Origin of the sequence: Anaerocaecibacter muris (assembly GCF_943192945.1) — a bacterium.
Lineage (GTDB): Bacteria > Bacillota > Clostridia > Christensenellales > Pumilibacteraceae > Anaerocaecibacter > Anaerocaecibacter muris.
Genome location: NZ_CALPCE010000009.1, coordinates 24,919 through 45,187, shown reverse-complemented (window position 1 = coordinate 45,187; position 20,269 = coordinate 24,919). Strand labels below are relative to the sequence as shown.

Genomic DNA, 20,269 nt, shown 5'->3' with positions numbered 1-20,269 from the left:
AACAATTCAAGGAGAATATATATCATGTTAAATCAAGAGATTTCCAATCTGTTGGCATACGGTCAGGCGCATTTGCTTTTGGACGAGCTTGACGCGAGCCAAGCCGCGCGGCGCATTTGCAACATGCTCAAAATAACCGACTTCGAGCCGGTCGAACCCGCCGAGGACGTGGAAGCGGCGACCAATCCCAATGCACTGCTCGCGCCCGTGCTCGCGTATGCCGTCGAGCAAAAGATTGTAGGCGACGACGGCGTTTCCGCACTTAAAGCGGATATTCTCGACGCGCTTATGCTTAAACCGTCCGAGCTTAACGACCTGTTTGCCGATACTTATGCGGTCAACAAGCAAAAGGCGTTCGATTTCCTGTACGAATACAGCGTGAAATCGGGCTATGTCGATCCCGACGAGTGCGCCAAAAACGACCGCTGGGAAGCCAAAGAGCTTAAAAGCAAAATCGAAATAATAATCAACGTCATGCCGCAAGCGACCACCGACAAATATCCCAAGTGCGCGCTGTGCCGCGAGAACGAGGGCTATATCGGCAGGGCGAATATGCGCACGGTGTCCGCGGACATAGACGGCGAGGAGTGGTTTTACGCGCCGTCGCGGCATCAGTACTTCGACAAGCACGGCGTGCTTGTAAACGGCGAACACGTCGCGTCCGAAGGCGGCAAAACCGCTATGAAAAAGCTCGCGCTCGCCGCGGACTTTATCGGCGCGGACGGCTTTGTCGGCATGGATTCGGCGGTCGAAAACGGCGGCGCGTCCAACACCGCGCACGAGCATTTTAAAACGGGCTTCCGCACCGCGCCCATGCTTCGGCAGGGCATCAGAACTCGACTCAAATCGCAGGACTATCCGTATTTGGAAATGGGCATTGCCGATTGGTATTCCACGGTTATCCGCTTCGCGCACTCAAACCTCGAAAAAACGGTGGAGTTTGCGGACTTGTTAATATCCGCGTGGAAAAAATACTCGGACGATCGTATCGTCAACGACGGAACGAAGAATTTTTGCAGTGCGGTTTGCCGCAAGATAAACGGCAAATATACGTTCGATATTGTGTTGCGTTCGACTGCGTTAAAACGCCCGCGCATGGCGGCGGATTACGAGGAAATAAAGGCGGGCGCGCTGTCCATTACCGATATTCTCGGTTATTTCGTTCTTCCCACCAAGCTGTCGGAAGAGCTTAAAACCGCGCAACTCTATCTTGACGGAACGCTCCCGTTCGACCCGAAAGAAACAAAAATCCCGCTCGCAAAAACGGTCGAGCGTCTGCTCAAAGCGCAGGGCGGCACGGTTAGCAAGCTCGAAGCCAAACTCAATATTCACGACGAGATAGACGCGGTTTGCGAAAAGATACTCGCGTCAACCGCCGTGTTCGACGGTCAGACCGCCGCCGACTTCCTCGGCAGTTTGGGCATACGCGAGTTGTAATAATAGGGCGCGGTTTTCAACCGTCGCAACATAATTAAAAACAATAATATACAAATGCCGTCGCGTCGTTTTTTCGTCGCGGCGGCGTTGTTATTTTAAACAGCGCAAATATTCGGATTATGCTTGACAAGCGTTGAATTTGTGTATATAATAAAAACATTACGGTTAATGTAAATTTAATTCGGCACGTTGCTATAAGGCAAGTCGATTTATTCCGTCGGCGGGAAACCTCGTCGCGGCTCGAACCGTACTATTGAGGATCGGGGAAGTTATGGCAGGAACTGTAAAATTGAAAGATATTGCGGCGGCGGCAAATTGCTCTGCAAACACCGTATCGCGCGCCTTGCGCGACTGTGCGGATATAGGCGACGAAACGAAGGAAAAGATTAAGCGCATTGCCGCGGAACTTAATTACGTGCCCGATAACATTGCGGGAAGTTTGCGTTATGGCAAGACCAATCTTATCGCGCTTGTCGCTTCGTCGCTGACCGACCCGTTTGTGGCGGCTGCCTCGGATATGCTCGTAAGGCGGTTGCGCGACAAGGGATTTATACCTATCTTAATGATAGCGCGCGGCGACAGGCGCGGGGCGTTGCTCGCGGACATAAAAGCAAACAGAGTGTGTGCGGTAATTTCGTTTTTCGACCCCGACGACGACATAAAGGAGTATTGTAAGGGGGGGGGGGGCACCCCGCTTCTCGTAATGGGCAATACTTCCGACAGCGCCGTCAGTTCGGTGGGCGTGGACGACCGCGCATGCGGAGAGCTTGTCGCAAAGGCGTTTGCCGAATCTGAAAAACGCCGACCCTGTTACGTCGGTTGTAACTGCGGCGAAAGCGACAGACTGCGGCGCGACGGTTTTGCTCGCGCGCTTGCGGAGACGGGCGCGACTTGCGACGAATACGTCGCCGCCGACGAGGGCTTGCGCGACAAGCTGATACAGAGCGACAACGATTTTATATTCTGCTACAACGACGAGGTCGCCGCGGCGGTAGCGGGCGAGCTGGACAGGGCGGGTTATCCCGACGCGACCGTTTTCGGAGTGGACGGCGTGTTCAGATATTTGCCCATCTACAAAAAGGTCAACACCGTGTGCGGCGACATCGTAGCTATGACGGACAGCGCGGCGGATATTATTGCGGACATGGTCATAAATGGCGGTGCGCAACCGAGCCGCAAGGTGTTTCCCGTCGAGGTCGTCAAGGTCAAATAAATATAAAATAAAAGCCGTCGTCGGAGGTAGTCCCGCGGCGGTTTTTTGTTTCGAGTATTGATTGCACATTTATAATAGGCTGTGTTTTTGGATTTTATAGGCGCGTATATATTTGACGCGCGCGACGGTTAGGGCAAGGAGTGTCCCGCGGCTTTATATATGTCGTACCACTCCGTGTCGGTCAACGGCACTTCGCAACAGTCCTTGTACAGCGCGAGCCGCTTATCGAGCGTAGTGCCTATAATCGCTTGCATGCCTGCGGGGTGGTGCAGCACCCACGCGACTGCGACCGCTTCGGGCGTTACGCCGTATTTTTGCGCCAGTCCGCCGAGCATGAAATTGAGCGCGAAGTATTTTTTATCGGCGTGCTCGGTATTGAACGCGCCCGAATAAAAGTATCCCGTATCGTCGGTGAACGAACATTGCATTGTGCCGTAAGTCTGTATTGTAACGCCGTTTTTGCGGCAGTATTCGAGCGCGCCGCCCGAAACGTCGCACGCGACGGGCGTGTTTACGTTTATTCCGTAATCTATAATAGGGCAGTAAGTCGGGCTTAATTGCAGTTGGTTGAAGTACAGTTTTTGATTGAGCGACTGTTGAAGGTAGTCAATTTGTTGCGCCGAGAAATTGCTGACGCCGAACACTCGGACCTTGCCGCTTTTTTCCAGTTCGTCAAACGCGCGCGCTATTTGTTCCGCGCGCATAAGAGTATCGGGGCGGTGCAACAACAGCACGTCTATATAGTCGGTGCGCAGGCGCGCAAGCGATCCGTTTGCCGATTGAACGATATGGTTGTAACTCAAATCGTACCGACCCGCGCATATTCCGCACTTGGTCTGAATTACCATGCGTTTGCGCAACGACGGCGTTCTTTTTATAAGTTCGCCGTACATGCTTTCGCACGTGCCGCCGCCGTAAATATCCGCATGGTCGAACATGTTTACACCCATATCGAGCGCGACGTTTACAAGCCGTTCGATATTTTCGATCGGCTTGTCCGCAATCCGCATGTTGCCCAAACAAAGTCTGCTCGCGCGTATTCCGCCTATGTCCGTGTATTTCATGCGGTAATTATAGCACACGGCGGGGCAAAATGCAATAGCGTTTTCAAAATTCGCGCGGCGACAAAACCGCAAAAGATAAGCTCGCGGTTGCGCAAAGAAAAACAAAGGGAAATCAAAGGGCGCGGCGCGCGGAAAATGTTACATAAACCGCCGAATTTCTTGCAACCGCTTGACAAGCGAATTAAAATATCGCATAATATAGTAAAGCATAATTGGAGGTATTATGAACGAACTCATTGTACAAGATGAGCAATCACTTAACGAACTCATCAAGCGCGTGCGCGCGGCGCAAGCCAAGTTTGCGACGTACACGCAAGAACAAGTCGATAAGATTTTTTTGGCGGCGGCTACCGCTGCGGACAAGGCAAGACTCGACCTTGCGGAAATGGCTGTTTCGGAAACGGGCATGGGCATTGTCGAGGACAAGGTTATAAAAAACCACTATGCCGCCGAGTACATTTATAACGCTTACCGCGACGTCAAAACCTGCGACGTTGTGGAAACCGACGATTCGTTCGGTGTAGAAGTTTTGGCGGAGCCCGTCGGCGTCGTTGCGGCTATCGTTCCCACGACCAACCCCACGTCCACCGCTATATTCAAAGCGTTGCTCGCGCTCAAAACGCGCAACGGTCTTATTTTCTCGCCGCACCCGCGCGCAAAGAACTGCACGATTGCGGCGGCTCGCACCGTTCTCGACGCGGCTGTCAAAGCGGGCGCGCCCGAGGGTATTATCGGCTGGATAGACGTGCCGAGCGTCGCGCTTTCCGCGGCGGTCATGAGCGGTAGCGATCTTATCCTCGCAACGGGCGGTCCCGGCATGGTGCGCGCGGCGTACAGCTCCGGCAAACCCGCCGTCGGCGTGGGCGCGGGCAATACTCCCGTTATTATAGACAGTTCGGCGGATATCAAGCTCGCGGCTTCTTCCGTCCTGCACAGCAAGTCGTTCGACAACGGCATGATCTGCGCGTCCGAACAGTCGGTCATTGTCATGAGCGACGTTTACGACGCGTTCAAAAAGGAAATCGCTTACCGCGGCGCGTACTTCCTCAACGCCGAGGAAATAGACAAAGTGCGCGGCACGATACTGATTAACGGTTCGGTCAACGCGAAGATAGTCGGACAGAGCGCGCCTGCGATTGCGCGGCTTTGCGGCTTCGAAGCGCCCGAATCGGCGCGCATACTCGTCGGCGAAGTCGAGTCCGTCGAAATTTCGGAGCCGTTTGCGCACGAAAAACTTTCGCCCGTGCTCGCCATGTACAAAGCCGAATCTTTTGACGACGCGCTTAAAAAAGCGGAAAAACTGGTTGCCGACGGCGGCTTCGGTCACACCTCGGTTATTTACGCCAACGAACACACCGCAAAGGACAAGATTGCGGCGTTCGGCGATTTGATGAAAACCTGCCGTATACTCGTCAACACGCCCGCGGCGCAAGGCGGTATCGGCGACATTTATAACTTTAAACTTCGTCCGTCGCTCACGCTCGGTTGCGGGTCGTGGGGCGGCAACTCCGTTTCCGAAAACGTTTCGGTCAAACATTTGTTGAACTACAAGACAGTGGCAAAAAGGAGAGAGAATATGCTGTGGTTCCGCGCGCCCGAAAAGGTGTACTTCAAAAAAGGGTGCATGCCCGTCGCTTTGCAAGAGCTTAAAGACATGGGCAAAAAGCGCGTGTTCATTGTCACCGACGAATTCTTGTTTAAGAGCGGTTTCAGCAAGCGCGTAAGCGACAGGCTCAACGAAATGGGCATTGTCAACACCACGTTCTCCGACGTTCAGCCCGACCCGACCTTGGCTTCGGCAAAGAAGGGTGCGGCGGCAATGCGCTCTTTCGAGCCCGACACGATTGTCGCGCTCGGCGGCGGCAGTGCGCTCGACGCGGGCAAGATTATGTGGATGCTGTACGAACATCCCGAAGTCGATTTCGCGGACATGGCTATGCGCTTTATGGATATAAGAAAGCGCGTCTATCGCTTCCCCGAAATGGGTAAAAAGGCGTACTTCGTCGCTATTGCGACCACTGCGGGTACCGGTTCCGAGGTTACGCCGTTCGCGGTTATCACCGACGAAACGAGCGGGCTTAAATACCCGATTGCCGATTACGAGCTTTTGCCGAAGATGGCGATCTGCGATCCCGAACTCATGATGAGCATACCCAAGGGCTTGACCGCCAACTCCGGTTACGACGCTATGGTTCATGCGCTCGAAGCGGTTGCTTCCGTCATGTCCAGCGACTTTGCCAACGGCATGGCGAAAGAGGCGATTAAACTTATATTCGAGTATTTGCCCGTCGCCTACAAAAACGGCTCGGACGAAACCGCGCGCGCGGAAATGGCTTACGCCGCTACCATGGCGGGCATGGCGTTCGCCAATGCGTTCCTCGGTGTTTGCCACTCCATGGCGCACAAGCTCGGCTCGTATCACCACTTGCCGCACGGCATGGCTAACGCGTTGCTCTTGAACGAAGTTATGCGGTTCAACGCCGCCGAAGCGCCCGCAAAAATGGGTACTTTCCCGCAGTACGATCACCCCGTATGTTTGCGCCGTTACGCCGAGGTTGCGGAACTTGTCGGCATTAAGGGCAAGACCGACGAGGAGAAGTTTGAAAAATTGCTCGATAAGCTCGCAGACCTGCGCAAGGAGGTGGGCTTGCCCGAGAGCATTAAGGCGGCGGGCGTTCCGGAAGATAAGTTCCTCGAACAGCTCGACAAAATGAGCCGCGACGCGTTCGACGATCAGTGCACGGGCGCGAACCCCCGCTATCCCATGATCGCGGAAATCAAACAGATGTATCTTAACGCTTACTACGGTAAGGAGGGTAAATAACGATGAACGAAATTGCAAAAAGACCCAATAAAGCGGTGTACCGCGACGGCGATCTTTGCTATAAAGTTTTCGCGGCGGACTACAAAAAATCGGATATTTTCAATGAGGCGCTCAACCAGACGCGCGTCGAAGAAACGGGATTGTTTATCCCCAAAGTGCACGAGGTTAAAAAGCTGGATGACGGCAGGCTCGCCATCGTCATGGACTACGTCGAGGGCAAGTCGCTCGCAACGCTCATTGCGGAAAACCCCGCCAAGCGTTTGGAGTACGTAACTCGGCTTATCGATATTCAGCTTTCCATGCACTCGCTCACGTCGCCCGAACTCAACAAACAGCGCGCCAAGTTCGACCGCAAGATCGACTTGTCGGGACTGGACGCAACCACGCGTTACGAACTGCACGTTCGGCTCGGCGGCATGCCCAAGCATAACAAACTGTGCCACGGCGACTTTAACCCGTCCAACGTCATTATAACAAATGACGACAGAGCTTGCGTTATCGACTGGTCGCACGCGACGGTCGGCAATGCTTCGGCGGACACCGCGCGCACGTACTTGCTGTTCAAGCTGGCAGGCGACGACAAGACCGCGGAAGACTACATGACGCTGTTCTGCAAAAAGTCGGACACCGCGCGTCAGTACGTCGATCAGTGGTTGCCCATTGTTGCCGCGTCGCAAATGGCAAAGGGCAAGCCGCATGAACGCGAAATGTTGGGTAAGTGGGTAGACGTTTGCCAATACGAATAAGTGCGTCGAAAAAGCTCGTGCGCAATCTTGCTATCGTTTTCGGCATATACTGCGTTAAGCAGTGTTCTTTACAACAACTACACTACTGATTGCAAAAGATAAATTTTGTCATTAAACAAATATGTGGGAGAAACGGTGCGGCGTAATTATATAGTTTTTGTGTGATTGCGCCGCACGTCTATAAAAGCAGGGAATTGCTTTAAAAATACCAAAGTTATAAAGGCGGTAAATTTTATGGTTTTAAGCGTATGCGTGGGCAGCTCGTGTCACTTAAAGGGCTCTTACGACGTAATCGAGGCGTTTAAACGCCTTATCGAAAAGCATGGCTTGGGCGATAAGGTGGAATTGCGCGCTTGCTTCTGTCTCGGACGTTGTTCAGACGGCGTTGCTGTCAAGGCGGACAATAGCTACATACTAAACGTAAACGGCGCAAATGCGGAAGAAAAGTTTGAAAACGAAATTCTGCCGCTTGTGAGTTAAACTATGTTCTATTTGGATTTTCAAAAAGCCGATTGCAAAAACTGTTACAAGTGTTTGCGGTCGTGCCCCGTTAAGGCTATCGACGCGCGTGACGAACAGGCGAAGATTATAGAAAGCCGTTGTATTCTTTGCGGGCATTGTACGCTTGTCTGTCCGCAGAACGCAAAGAGCGTTCATAACGACGCGCAAAATATCGAACAGCTTTTGGCAAAGAACAAGCGCGTTATCGCTTCGGTCGCGCCCGCGTTCGTGTCGTCGTTCGGCATGCGCGCGTTCGAGCCGTTCCGCGCCGCGCTCAAAGCTCTGGGCTTTGCGGACGCGTTTGAAACGTCGGAAGGCGCGGCGGCGGTCACTGCGGAATACAAAAAACTGCTTAAATCTGGCAAGTACGAAAACTTTATCACTTCGGCGTGCCCTGCGGTCAACCGTGCGATCGAACTTTATCACCACGACGTGCTTAAATTCCTCGCGCCCGTCGATTCGCCCATGATAGCGCACGCCAAGATCTTAAAGTCGAGGTTCCCCGATTGTTCGGTCGTGTTTGTCGGACCGTGTATCGCCAAGAAGCGCGAGGCAAAAGAGAGCGGCGTGCTTGCGGGCGCGTTGACGTTCGAGGAGCTGTCCGCACTGTTCCAAAAACACAATATTTCCGTCGAGGACAACTCTGTCGCAAAAGGTAGCGAACCAAAGCCCGAACGCGGTTGCGCATGCGGCGGCAGTAAGGAAGCGGCGGCGTGCGTCGCGCCCAAGAACGGGGAAATGCGCGCCAAGTTCTATCCCATTTCGCGCGGCATAATCAAGTCGTTCGACGAGTTCCCCGCGGGCTATGAATACATAGCGGTGGACGGCGTTTCGCGGCTCGATCAGGCGCTCGAAGATTTGCGCGGCGTCAAAGGCGTGTTCTTGGAAATTAACGCTTGCGAGGGCGCGTGCGTAAACGGACCGTGTTCTATCAAGCGTGCGGGCGGGAGCGTAGAAGCCAACGTCATGGTGCGCGGCTACACCAACAGCATGCCGCCGGACGCGGTTGACGATTATCCCGATATTCGCGCCGAGCATAAGGCAAAGACGGCGGGCGACCGTATCCCGTCCGAGGACGAAGTTCGCGCGGTGCTCGCGAGCACGGGCAAGACCAAACCGTCGGACGAACTCAACTGCGGCGCGTGCGGATACTCGACCTGTCGCGAAAAAGCGTGGGCAGTTATCAACGGTTATGCGGAAGTGGAAATGTGCGTGCCGTACATGCGCGAGAAAGCGGAGTCTATGGGCAACGTAATTATCGAGCACAGCCCCAACGGTATTATCGTTTGCAACGGCGATCTTAAAATCACCGAAATCAATCGCAGGGCGCAGTCCATGCTGGGCATAGCTTCGCCCGAGTATATTTTCGATTGCTTCGACCCGTCGGCGGTGTTCAAAGCCGCGGAGAGCGGCAATTCCGCTTACGTCGAAAAACAAAAGCTGGAAAAGACGGGCAGGTACGCCGATATTAACATTGTACCGCTTGCCAAAGAAAAGTCCGTTCTCGTCGTGCTCACCGATATTACGGACAGGGTCAATTACGACGACGAACTCGACAAGGTCAAGCGCGATACGCTTGCCGTCACGGGCACGGTTATAGAAAAGCAAATGCGCGTTGCGCAGGAAATCGCTTCGTTGCTCGGCGAAACGACCGCGGAAACAAAGGTCGCTTTGCTCAAACTCAAAGACGCGATGTTAAAGGAAAAAGAGAGTTGAGTTACTTTATCGATAGAGGCTATACCTCGTTAAACCACGTCGGCGAAGAGCTTTGCGGCGACCGCGTGGAGTGCGCGAAGAGCGGCGATTGGATTACCGCCGTGCTTTGCGACGGCATGGGAAGCGGCGTTAAAGCCAATATTCTCGCCACGCTCTCGTCCAAAATACTTTGCACTATGTTGTCGGCGGGCATACCCATTACCGACTGTATAGAAACGCTTATCGCATCTTTGCCCGTGTGCAAGGTGCGCAACGTCGCTTACGCTACGTTTTCGGTCTGCCATATCAACGGCGAGGGCAAGGGCGAACTTTTGGAGTTCGATAACCCTGCGGCGCTGTTGTTGCGCAACGGCGAAGTAAGCGATCTGCCGCGCGTCAAGTCGGTCGTGTGCGGGAAAAACGTGTACACAACCGAACTCGATCTTAAAGCTAACGACGCGCTTGTAATAACGAGCGACGGCGTGGAGCATGCGGGAATAGGCATGCTCATGAACTTCGGGTGGGAACGCCCGCAGATTAAAGACTATCTGCGCCGCGCGGTAAAACCCAACATGTCGGCACGCGCCATATCCGCAACGCTCGCGGGCGAGTGCAACGAGCTGTACATGGACATGCCGGGGGACGACACCACGGTATTGAGCATTAAGGTGCGCGAACACGCGCCGACGTCGGTGTTTGTCGGACCGCCTATCAAAAAAGAGGACGACGCGGCATACGTCGCGGACTTTATGGCGATGCCCGGGAAAAAAGCGGTTTGCGGCGGAACAAGCTCGCAGATTGTCGCGCGACAGCTCGGCAAAGAGGTGCGCACGAGTTTTGAATTTCCCGATCGCGATATTCCGCCGATAGGGTATATAGAGGGTATCGACCTGACGACCGAGGGCGTTATTACGGTGCGGCGGGTGCTGGAATTATCCGAAAAGTATCTCAATCCCGCGGACTATGCCGCAAAGACGTTGGATAAGCGCGACGGCGCGACGCTGCTTGCAAAGCTGCTGTTCGAGGATTCGACGGACGTCAACTTTTTTGTCGGACAGTCGCACAACCATGCGCACGACGGGCTCGATATAGAAACGACCATGAAACTCAAACTGATTGACAAACTTGCCGCAAATCTCAAACTCATGGGCAAGAACGTCGCCGTTCGCTACAACTAAACGACACAATAAAGGAAAATCATGCAAAACAGATTATTCGATACTACCGTTCAACAGATAAAATACGAGGTGATTAAGGAACTAATCAAAGCGTATGACAACGGACTTAACAACGAAATTTTTCACGACATTCCCATTAAGATAATGCCGGGACCGCAAGCCAGCTTGCGCTGTTGCGTTTATAAGGAACGCGCTATTCTTCAAGAGCGGTTAAAGCTCGCAATGGGCGGCGACAAGGACAATAAGAACGTCGTCGAAGTCATTGACATAGCGTGCGACGAGTGTCCCGTGGACGGCGTTTTCGTCACGCCCGCGTGCAGGGGGTGCATTTCGCACCGCTGTATCGAGGTTTGCCCCAAACAGGCTATTAAGATAGAAGGCAAGCACGCCGTCGTCGATAAGGAAAAGTGCATAGAGTGCGGAAGATGCACGCAGGCTTGTCCGTACAATGCTATAATTTTGCAAAAGCGCCCTTGCGTTTTGAGCTGTAAAGCCAATGCAATCAAGGTCAACGCCGATAAAAAAGCGGTTATAGACAACGACAAGTGCGTCGGTTGCGGCGCGTGCGTGTATCAGTGTCCGTTCGGCGCGATTTCCGATAAATCGTATATACTCGACGCGCTCGATATTCTCAAAAACTCGGAGAACAACACCAAGTATAAAGTGTACGCGATTATCGCGCCCGCTATTGTCGCGCAGTTCAATTACGCGCGTATCGAACAGGTAATTACGGGCATGAGCAAGCTCGGATTTTTCCAAGTCGTGGAAACGGCTATCGGCGCGGACTTGACGCTCGATCACGAAGCGGACGAGCTTAAAGAGCGCGGCACGCTCACCACGTCGTGCTGTCCGAGTTTTGTAAAATACATACAGATTAACTTCCCCGAACTTGCCAAGTACATATCCGACACGCCGTCGCCCATGGTCATGGCGGGCAAGCTGTTAAAGGCGCTCGACCCCACGGGCAAGGTTATTTTTGTCGGACCGTGCACGTCCAAAAAATTCGAGTTCAAGTCGGACAAAGCCAAAGACTTTATCGACTGCGTGATTTCGTTCGAGGAATTGCAAGCGTTTTTGGATGCGCGCAATATCGACGTGTCCACGCTTCCCGACACAGCGCTGGACAATGCGTCCTATTACGGCAGAATTTTCGCGCGGTCGGGCGGCATTGTCGAGGGCGTTACCGACCTTGCAAAAGAGCGCGGGTTCGAGGCGAAACCTATCGCCATGAGCGGGCTTGACGAGTGCAAGAAACAACTGTTGATGTTAAAGGTGAATAAGTCGCCGTACAACTTCTTTGAGGGCATGGCGTGCGACGGAGGGTGCGTGAACGGCGCGCTGTGCTTGCACCACGGACCTAAAAGCCTTACCGACGTCAATAAATACGGCGCAATGGCGAAAGAAAAGACGGTGGAAAATTCCGTCAAACTTTACGAGCTTGCAAAGGGAAACAAATCGGACGAGTAAGTTATAGCATAACGACGCGGCAAAAATATCCGCCGCGATATTGCAATAACATAAGACAAAAAATATAAAAATTTTCGAGAGAGCTTCGCACGCGTTGCTCTCTTTTTTTGTGCGATTTTTTTGTATATGCATTTGATAAATTGGGAACGGTTGCGGCGACAGCTCTATTGCTTTGCGCGCAATTTTGACGCGCGGCGGCGTTTAAAATTTATGTTCGGCGTCAATAATCGGGGGTATGAAAAAGCTGTGTGTCGCCGTCGTTTTGTTTGCGGTGGGAATTGTATTCGTCGCCGTGTGGTTCAGTCCGCTTGTTTGGATAGGCGAGCCCACAGCGTATTACGACAATATGCCCGTCGCTTCGCTCGACGGGTTGTGTTATCGCGCCGACGAGCTTGTGCGCGTCGATTTTTCGGGCGGGGAGGAGGAAATGTACGCCGCGCTTTCGCATATAGGCGCGAGCCAAACCGACCGTGAGGAAACGGACGGCATGATAGTAGTATACGCGTTCAGTCCGAGGGTGTGCGCCGCGACGCAGTCGCTTGCCAACGGCGCGAAGTACAACGTTATGGCGTGCCTGCGCGACGGGCATATCAGCGTGGGAACGCCCGTTTTGTCGGGTTGTTACTGATTGATTGCATGCGTCGTAAAAATTTTATGACGGATTGTATAAGTAAAAATATGTTGGCAATAATCTTCGGTACGGAGGAATAAACCATGAAAACCTATCAATCGAGCACAAAAGACAGAAAGAAAAACTTTTTTCAACGTCACAAGTACGCAATAGCCGTTACGGTATCGGTATTGGTGATTGCGGCGGTGATTGTTTTGTCGGTGGTATTTACATTACCCGATAAAAAACCGACGGGCAACGTCGTTGCGCCGCCGGACGACGAAGTCAACACCAAACCCACGGTCATGATGCCCATTGAGGGCGCGCAGGTCGGCTTGGGATATGCGGACGACAAACTCGTCAAGTGGGAAACGCTTGACCTTTGGCAGTGGCACCCCGCTATCGACTTTGTAGGCGAAGGCGACGTTGTGTCCGTTCTCGACGGTACCGTTACCGACGTGGAAAAGACGACCATGGACGGCAACGTCGTTACCGTTACGCATGCGGACGGCTATGTGTCCATTTACAAATCGTTGGGCAGCAACATTGCCGTCAAAAAGGGCGACGCGGTAAAAGCCGGCGACAAGCTGGGCGTAACTTCCAGCAGCATGATGTCCGAGCTCAAAACGGGCGCGCACTTGCACTTCGAGCTCAAAAAGGACGGCAAGCACGTCGACCCGTCCACCTTGCTCCCGATTGACGGCGATAAATAAAATAACTGCCGAACGCTTTATGCGTCGCGGGCAATCGTCGCTAATCTAACGGTTATTCCGACAGTAAAAAAGTTTTTCGGTTGATGCGTCCTTGCGCGATTTTGTTCGCGCGGGGGCGTTGTCGTTTTAAAAAACGCTGTTTTTTTCGCCGCATATTTCGCATGTTCGCAAAGTGAATACGACGCGTTAAATACTTGATATTTACGGCGGTTTGTGTTATAATATATTTGCAATCGTTACGGAAAATTCGACGCTTCACTGTTATACAACGACCGTAAATAATTAGCCGATTGCGGAAATGCGATATGAAGGCGTACAGAATTCACTCTCCGCGCACGCTTAAACTCGACGAAACGGAAGCGTTGCCCGTCGGGGATAACTGCGTAAAACTGAAAAACCTTATATGCGGAATCACTCCCGCGGATGTCGCGGTTTACGAAGGGCGGTTGGACGTTAAGTATCCGATTATTCCCGTGCGCCAGTGCGTCGGGTTCGTTTCGGAAGTCGGTAGCAACGTAAAAGGTATTCAGCGCGGCAACCGCGTTGTAACCTCGCCGCACGCAAGCTGTCACAACTGCAAGGCGTGTAAGGATTCGCGGTATTTCGATTGCGAAAAGCCCGCGCTGTTCGGCGTGAACGAGGACGGCTTTTTGAGCGATTTTTCGGTCGTGTCCTGCGACGACGTGTATATTATTCCCGACCGTATCAAGGACGAGGAAGCGGTGTTTATCGAACACGTCGCAACCGCGCTTAACGCAATTTCGCGGTTGGGCGTAGACAAGGGTGATCAAATAGTCATAATGGGCGCGACGGTCGAGGGGATTATTCTTGCGCAGGTCGCAATGTACTATCAGGCTGTGCCTATCGTCGTCGATATGCGTGAGGAAATGCTTGCGCTCGCGCAACAGTCGGGCGTGTATTTTACGGTCAACGCCGTAAACGACGACGTTTGCAAAAAGATATTGAGCCTTACGGGCGGACACATGGCGGATTCGTGCGCGTACTTTGTGGGGTCGGGCATGCCGCTCCAAAGCGTGTGCGACTATACGGCGACGCGCGGCAAAATAGCCGTGATAGGGCGGTATGCGGAAAACGCGCTGTCCTGCAACGTCGGCGAACTGATTGAAAAACGGCTCGACCTTTTTACCGTTACGGACTGCGGCAAAAACTATTCTTCGGCTATCAACCTGCTTGCCAATAAGACCGTCAACGTGGACTTGTTGCACGCCGAGCCCATCCCGTTCGATAAGGCGGCGGAAGTATACGAGCGGCTGTCGAGCGGCGCGGAGGACGGCTCGCTTAAAACTTTGATCAAGATATAATCAAACTGTAAATATAAGACACTCGAATTACGGCGTAAATTTGCACGCGACGCGCATAAAACGCTTGACAGCGGTCGTGTTTGGGTGTATAATTGTTAGGCTAACAATAGAGAGGTATAATAACCATGAAACAGAATATACATCCCGATTATCACGAAGTAACGGTGGAGTGCGCTTGCGGCGCGAAGTTCGTTACCGGCTCCACACAGAAAGGCGACGTTATGAAGGTCGATATTTGCGCGCAGTGTCATCCGTTCTACACCGGCAAGCAGAAGCAGGCGGAAACGGGCGGACGTATCGCGCGCTTTAACGAGCGTTCGGGCAAATCCGGTAAATAGCGGTCGATCACGGCGGGCGGTTTTCGTCCGCCGTTTTTTTTATGTCGAAACGCGGGCGTTTCGATTTTTTCTTATATGGCAAAAAAGAGTAAAGATAACAAATACGATACCGCTCGCAAGACGCGCCGCACCTTTATTGGCGGGCAAGCGTTGTTGGAGGGCGTAATGATGCGCGGAGCAAGCTCCGTCGCGTTGGCTGTGCGCGCGCCCGACGGGCAGATAGAGCTTAAAACCGAACGGCTTAAAAAGCGTTCCAAGGCGAGCCGCATACCCATTGTGCGCGGCGTTATATCGTTTATAAGCTCGCTTGCCGTCGGTATGTCGTCGCTGTTGAAGTCGGCGGAAGTGAGCGCGCCGGAGGAGGAAACCCCGTCCAAGGGTTCGACTGCGCTTGCGGTCGGTTTGGGCGTCGTGCTTGCCGTGGGACTGTTTATTGCGCTTCCGTGGTTTGTCGGCTGGGCGATAAAGCGTTGGACGACGTTCGACAATGTGGGCGTTATTTCGGTTATAGAGGGCTGTACGCGGCTGATTATTTTTATAGCGTATCTCGGCGTCGTGCGGCTGATGCCTGACATCAAGCGCACGTTTATGTATCACGGTGCGGAACATCGCACAATCAACTGTTACGAACGCGGCTTGCCTCTTACCGTCGAGAACGTGCAGTCATGCTCGACCAAGCATAATCGTTGCGGTACGACGTTTTTGTTTTTTGTAGTGATATTCGCAATATTGATGTACGCGCTTTTAAACTGGATATTCACGTTGTTTCGCGGGTACGAATATCTGTTTGAAAACTTTTTCTTTACGCTGATGATTAGGCTTTTGCTCTTGCCGTTGATAGCCGGGCTGTCGTTCGAGCTGTTGCGCGGGCTTGCAGTGCTTCCCGACAACAAGTTTACCAACGCGTTGCGTGCGCCCGGGCTGGCGTTGCAAAAGCTGTCTACGTGTATTCCCGACGACGGTATGGCGGAAGTTGCGATAGTTGCGTTTAATGCTGTGTTGGAACTGGACGCGGAACCGAACAAACCTACAATCGATTTTTACGAGCGCGATTTCGCTTGCGAGCGCAGAAAGCTCGCGGAGCGTTTGCCCGATAATCCGCAGGACGCAGACTGGATTTTCTGCGATATTTTGGACAAGCGACGCGGCGACCTCGGCGGCGTGCAAAAAATAAAATCGGGGCTTGTAAAAAAGGCAAACGAGTATGCGGACAGACTGATTGACGGCGAGCCGCTCGATTACGTTTTGGGAAACAGTGATTTTTGCGGCGTTAAGATAAACGTCGATAAGCGCGTGCTTATTCCGCGTTTTGAAACGGAAATGCTTGCCAACCTCGCCGTAGAAGAGATAGGCGACAAAAAAGCGCGCGTGCTCGATCTGTGCACCGGTTCGGGCTGTATCGCTTCCGTTATTGCGCGCGGTACGGATGCGGCTGTGACCGCTGCGGATATTTCCGACGACGCGTTGCAAGTCGCTCTTACCAATTTCAAGGGTTTGGACGTGGAAGTAGTCAAGTCCGATATGTTTTCGGCGATTGAGGGCAAGTTCGACATTATTACGTGCAACCCGCCGTATGTGCGCACCGCGGATATAGACGGCTTGCAACCGCAGGTCACGGTGCAACCGCGAATCGCGCTCGACGGCGGCGACGACGGGTTGAAGTTTTACAGGATTATCGCGGATTGCGCCGCCGAGCATTTGACGGACGACGGCGTTATCATGACGGAAGTCGGGTACGACCAAGCGGCGGAAGTGGTTAAGCTGTTCAAAAAGATAGGCAAAAGCGAAGTCGTCAAGGACCTCGACGGAATAGAAAGGATTGTTGTATGCAGGAAATAAAAACCGATAAACTCGATATTATAGTCGAGCGATTCAAAACGCTCGATCTGAAAGTGCAAGACCCCGCCGTCATCGCCGACAACAAGGCGTGGGCGGAACTTTGCAAAGAGCGAAGCGAGCTTGAACCGATAGTGGAAAAGTACGGCGAGCTAAAAAAAGCCAAAGCCGATTATTCGGACGCGGTGGAAATGCAAAAGTCGGACGATCAGGAATTTGTGCTGTTTGCCAAAGAGGAGTGCGAACGGCTGTCGGAGCTTATCGAGAATATAATCGATGAGCTTAAAATAATGCTTTTGCCCAAAGATCCCAACGACGGCAAGAACGCCGTGCTCGAAATTCGTCCCGCGGCGGGCGGCGAGGAGGCGGCGTTGTTCGCGGCGGAGCTTTGCAGAATGTATCGCATGTTCGCCGAGCGCAAGCGTTGGTCCGTCGAGGATATTTCGGTCAACGAAACCGAACTCGGCGGCATAAAGGAAGCTGTGTTCGGCATAAGCGGCAAGGATGTTTTTTCTTTCCTTAAATACGAGAGCGGCGTGCATCGCGTTCAGCGCGTGCCCGTCACCGAAACGCAGGGCAGGGTGCACACTTCGACGGTTACGGTCGCTGTTCTGCCCGAAACCGAAACGGTGGACGTGGAAATTCTTGACAAAGATATTAAAATAGACACGTACAGGGCAAGCGGCGCGGGCGGTCAGCACATAAACAAGACGGACAGCGCGATACGCATAACGCACTTCCCGACGGGCATTGTCGTCACGTGTCAGGACCAACGCAGTCAGACCAAAAACAAGGAACGCGCCATGCAGGTGCTTGCGACCAAGCTGTACGATTACTATCAAGGTCAAAAGGACGAGGAGTATGCGTCGCTTCGTAAAGGTCAGGTGGGAACGGGCGACAGGAGCGAGCGCATACGCACGTACAATTTTCCGCAAGGTCGCGTGACCGATCACCGTATCGGCTATACGCTGTACAGCATAGACGAGTTTATGAACGGCGATCTCGACAAAATGGTCGAGGCGTTGCGGCTTGCCGATCAAACGCGCAGGTTGGAAGGCGACGAGGATAAATAAAGCGTAACGTCGTCGACGCGTTGATAAAAACAAGCAAAAAATCCCCTTCTTCCCGTAACGTCGAGAAAGAGGGGGTTTATTTTGCGCTATTACTTACTTTTTGCGATTTTTCTTGGGCTTGGGATCGGGGTACATATCCCTGTCTTTATAGTAATCGATAAATATGTCTTGCGCCTTTTTATATAAGAGCTTTATTTGCGCGGCGGAAAGACCCGTGAATTCCGTAACGATTCGGTTGGGATAACCGCAAAACTTTAACACGACTACCTCGCGTTGCTCTTTTGTAAGTTTGCTCATGCAATCGAGTACGAGAAATTTTTCGTATATAACGTCTTTATGCAAAACGTGCGTTGCGATCGTTTCCGCTTCGACGTCAACTATTGCGTCGTTATCCATAAAGACCATGCGTTTGTTCGATCGAATAATGTCGTATGCTTTTCTGGAAACGGTTACGCGCAACCAAGAAGCAATGCCTTTCGGATATTGCAAAAGATAGCGTTTTTGAAACAGCGATTCGTAAGCCGCCATAACCGCGTCTTTGCTATCCTCTTTATTTAGGAGAATTCCGTAAGCGACGTTATAGAGCGGCTTTGAAGTACGGCGCACCAATTCGTGATACGCCGCTTCGTCGCCGTCTTTTATTCTTTTGAAAAATAAAGAATCATCGTCGAATTCCATCGACATATTATAACATAATTTTATGTTTTTCTCAATCGTTTACACATACAATAATTTTTAATTATATGCGGTTGCGACACGAAAAATATGTTGACATACGCGGTTGCGTTTGTTAAACTTATCGTAAAAGAAAGTTATTGCGCCGAACGGCGTTGCCGATGCGACGCAGACGCGCAAAAGGCATGAGAGGGCGGAATATGTATACCGTTAAACAAGCCGACGAATATATCGCGGCAAACGCGCAAAACGTCGATAAGACCTATTATCCGCGCTACCACATGGCACCGCCGATTGGCTGGATGAACGACCCCAACGGACTGGCGTATTTTAACGGCGAGTATAGGCTGTTTTATCAGTATCACCCTTATTCCGATTCGTTCGGCGCAATGCACTGGGGTCAGTTTGTGTCGAGCGATCTCATTGAATACAGGCACGGGAACGTCGCGCTCTGTCCGTCCGGCGCGGACGAAACGAGTTGTTTTTCGGGCGGGGGCATTGCGGCGGACGGCAAGCTGTACTTGATGTATACTCGGCATTACGAAACGGAAAACGTCAAAAAAGAATGGATATGCTTGGCGGAGAGCGCCGACGGTAAGACCTTTGAAAAGCGCGCCGCCGCGGTATTCGACAACGCCGCGTTGCCGAGTTATATAAGTCGGTCGGATTTTCGCGATCCGTTTCCCGTGCGTGTGGGCGAAAAGTATTACGTGTTTGTCGGAGGCAAGGACGAGCGCGCCAACCGCGGCGTTATAGTCGTGCTGTCGGGGCGATCGCTCGACAGGCTGGAATACGATTTTTGCATCGGTCCGTTTTACGAACTGGGGGAAATGGCGGAGTGTCCGTGCTATGCGCAGGTGGACGGCAAAGATGTTATAGTCGTATCGGGTTGCGGCGTAAAAGAGAAAGACGGTCGGTATAAAAACGGAAATATCAGCGTTTTTGCGGTCGGCGATATAGATTTCGGAAACAAGCGAATGAATATAGATTTCGTAAAAGAAATGGATTGCGGCGACTGTTTTTACGCGCCGCAGTTTGTAAACGACGCGCCGCGCCCGACCGTTATCGGTTGGCTCGAAATGTGGAATAAACGCTATCCGACGCGCGAACGCAATCACGGATGGGTGGGCGCGTTCTCTTTGCCGCGCGAATTATCGATAGTAAACGGTGATATTATTCAGTCGCCGATTGCGGCGGCAGAGCGATATTTTTCGCCGTGTAATGCGGACGGCGAATTGCCGCAGTGTTCCGTAATAGAAGCGGAATTGCCTGTCGGGGCGAGCATTGTTATCGCGGGCGAAACCGGGCAGATAGTTGTCGGCAACGACGGCGATGTTTTTCTCGACACTACAAAGTCCAACAATCTTAACGGTTGTGTGCGCAAAGCAAAAGTAGGGGCGGACAGTCCGCGCGTGCGCGTTTTTCTGGACGTATCGTGCGTTGAGGTTTTTGCGGACGACGGCAGACAGACGATTAGCAGTCGCTTTTATATCGACGGCAGGATGACGCTGACGGCGAACGGCGCGAGAGGTTTGACTGTCAAAGCGTTTGACCCTGCGGCGCAAAAAAGTTAATAG

The 20,269-nt window shown here is 52.5% G+C and carries 17 protein-coding genes; 15 read left to right on the top strand and 2 right to left on the bottom strand.

What is annotated here, in order from left to right; all coding sequences use genetic code 11:
* The first annotated feature begins 24 nt into the window (after positions 1-24).
* Both NFR57_RS08100 and NFR57_RS08095 read left to right on the top strand, forming a co-directional pair.
* Complete coding sequence (locus NFR57_RS08100) at positions 25-1,437, top strand: hypothetical protein (protein ID WP_251183339.1); 1,413 nt, start codon at positions 25-27, stop codon at positions 1,435-1,437.
* Positions 1,438-1,708: 271 nt separating this feature from the next.
* Positions 1,709-2,650: a LacI family DNA-binding transcriptional regulator gene (locus NFR57_RS08095; RefSeq protein WP_251183338.1), complete on the top strand. Its 942-nt coding sequence runs from the start codon at positions 1,709-1,711 to the stop codon at positions 2,648-2,650.
* Between the two features lie 128 nt (positions 2,651-2,778).
* On the opposite strand, the gene NFR57_RS08090 is transcribed toward NFR57_RS08095, so the two are convergent.
* Positions 2,779-3,714: an aldo/keto reductase gene (locus NFR57_RS08090; protein ID WP_251183337.1), complete on the bottom strand. Its 936-nt coding sequence runs from the start codon at positions 3,712-3,714 to the stop codon at positions 2,779-2,781.
* Positions 3,715-3,937: 223 nt separating this feature from the next.
* On the opposite strand from NFR57_RS08090, the gene adhE reads away from it, so the two are divergent.
* The 12 genes from adhE (at position 3,938) to prfA (ending at position 18,017) form a co-directional block, all read left to right on the top strand.
* Positions 3,938-6,538 carry a bifunctional acetaldehyde-CoA/alcohol dehydrogenase gene (gene adhE / locus NFR57_RS08085; protein ID WP_251183336.1) on the top strand — a complete coding sequence of 867 codons (2,601 nt, stop codon included), beginning with the start codon at positions 3,938-3,940 and terminating at the stop codon, positions 6,536-6,538.
* Between the two features lie 2 nt (positions 6,539-6,540).
* Positions 6,541-7,284 carry a phosphotransferase family protein gene (locus NFR57_RS08080; protein ID WP_251183335.1) on the top strand — a complete coding sequence of 248 codons (744 nt, stop codon included), beginning with the start codon at positions 6,541-6,543 and terminating at the stop codon, positions 7,282-7,284.
* 234 nt (positions 7,285-7,518) lie between these two features.
* On the top strand, positions 7,519-7,764 hold the full coding sequence (locus NFR57_RS08075) for a (2Fe-2S) ferredoxin domain-containing protein (RefSeq protein WP_251183334.1): 246 nt from the start codon (positions 7,519-7,521) through the stop codon (positions 7,762-7,764).
* 3 nt (positions 7,765-7,767) lie between these two features.
* Positions 7,768-9,501 carry a [Fe-Fe] hydrogenase large subunit C-terminal domain-containing protein gene (locus NFR57_RS08070; RefSeq protein WP_251183333.1) on the top strand — a complete coding sequence of 578 codons (1,734 nt, stop codon included), beginning with the start codon at positions 7,768-7,770 and terminating at the stop codon, positions 9,499-9,501.
* Positions 9,498-10,658 carry a SpoIIE family protein phosphatase gene (locus tag NFR57_RS08065; RefSeq protein ID WP_251183332.1) on the top strand — a complete coding sequence of 387 codons (1,161 nt, stop codon included), beginning with the start codon at positions 9,498-9,500 and terminating at the stop codon, positions 10,656-10,658. Before NFR57_RS08070 ends, NFR57_RS08065 begins: the two co-directional genes overlap by 4 nt.
* A 21-nt stretch (positions 10,659-10,679) precedes the next feature.
* Positions 10,680-12,125, top strand: a complete 1,446-nt coding sequence (locus tag NFR57_RS08060) for a 4Fe-4S dicluster domain-containing protein (protein WP_251183331.1) — start codon at positions 10,680-10,682, stop codon at positions 12,123-12,125.
* Positions 12,126-12,360: 235 nt separating this feature from the next.
* The gene (locus NFR57_RS08055; RefSeq protein WP_251183330.1) at positions 12,361-12,753 is read left to right on the top strand and encodes a hypothetical protein; all 393 of its coding nucleotides are present in this window, start codon (positions 12,361-12,363) and stop codon (positions 12,751-12,753) included.
* Between the two features lie 86 nt (positions 12,754-12,839).
* Positions 12,840-13,448, top strand: coding sequence for a M23 family metallopeptidase (locus NFR57_RS08050; protein ID WP_251183329.1), 609 nt, complete (start codon positions 12,840-12,842; stop codon positions 13,446-13,448).
* A gap of 305 nt (positions 13,449-13,753) precedes the next feature.
* Complete coding sequence (locus NFR57_RS08045; protein WP_251183328.1) at positions 13,754-14,770, top strand: zinc-dependent alcohol dehydrogenase; 1,017 nt, start codon at positions 13,754-13,756, stop codon at positions 14,768-14,770.
* Between the two features lie 125 nt (positions 14,771-14,895).
* Positions 14,896-15,108 carry a 50S ribosomal protein L31 gene (gene rpmE, locus NFR57_RS08040; RefSeq protein WP_251183327.1) on the top strand — a complete coding sequence of 71 codons (213 nt, stop codon included), beginning with the start codon at positions 14,896-14,898 and terminating at the stop codon, positions 15,106-15,108.
* Positions 15,109-15,183: 75 nt separating this feature from the next.
* The gene (gene prmC, locus NFR57_RS08035) at positions 15,184-16,947 is read left to right on the top strand and encodes a peptide chain release factor N(5)-glutamine methyltransferase (RefSeq protein ID WP_251183326.1); all 1,764 of its coding nucleotides are present in this window, start codon (positions 15,184-15,186) and stop codon (positions 16,945-16,947) included.
* Entirely contained in the window at positions 16,935-18,017 is a 1,083-nt protein-coding gene (gene prfA / locus NFR57_RS08030) for a peptide chain release factor 1 (RefSeq protein ID WP_251183325.1), read from the top strand. Before prmC ends, prfA begins: the two co-directional genes overlap by 13 nt.
* Before the next feature lie 93 nt (positions 18,018-18,110).
* Here prfA and NFR57_RS08025 read toward each other — a convergent pair whose 3' ends face one another.
* Positions 18,111-18,695 carry an RNA polymerase sigma factor gene (locus NFR57_RS08025; protein WP_251183324.1) on the bottom strand — a complete coding sequence of 195 codons (585 nt, stop codon included), beginning with the start codon at positions 18,693-18,695 and terminating at the stop codon, positions 18,111-18,113.
* Between the two features lie 197 nt (positions 18,696-18,892).
* Between NFR57_RS08025 and NFR57_RS08020 the strand changes: the two genes are divergently transcribed.
* On the top strand, positions 18,893-20,266 hold the full coding sequence (locus tag NFR57_RS08020) for a glycoside hydrolase family 32 protein (protein WP_251183323.1): 1,374 nt from the start codon (positions 18,893-18,895) through the stop codon (positions 20,264-20,266).
* Positions 20,267-20,269: the final 3 nt, after the last annotated feature.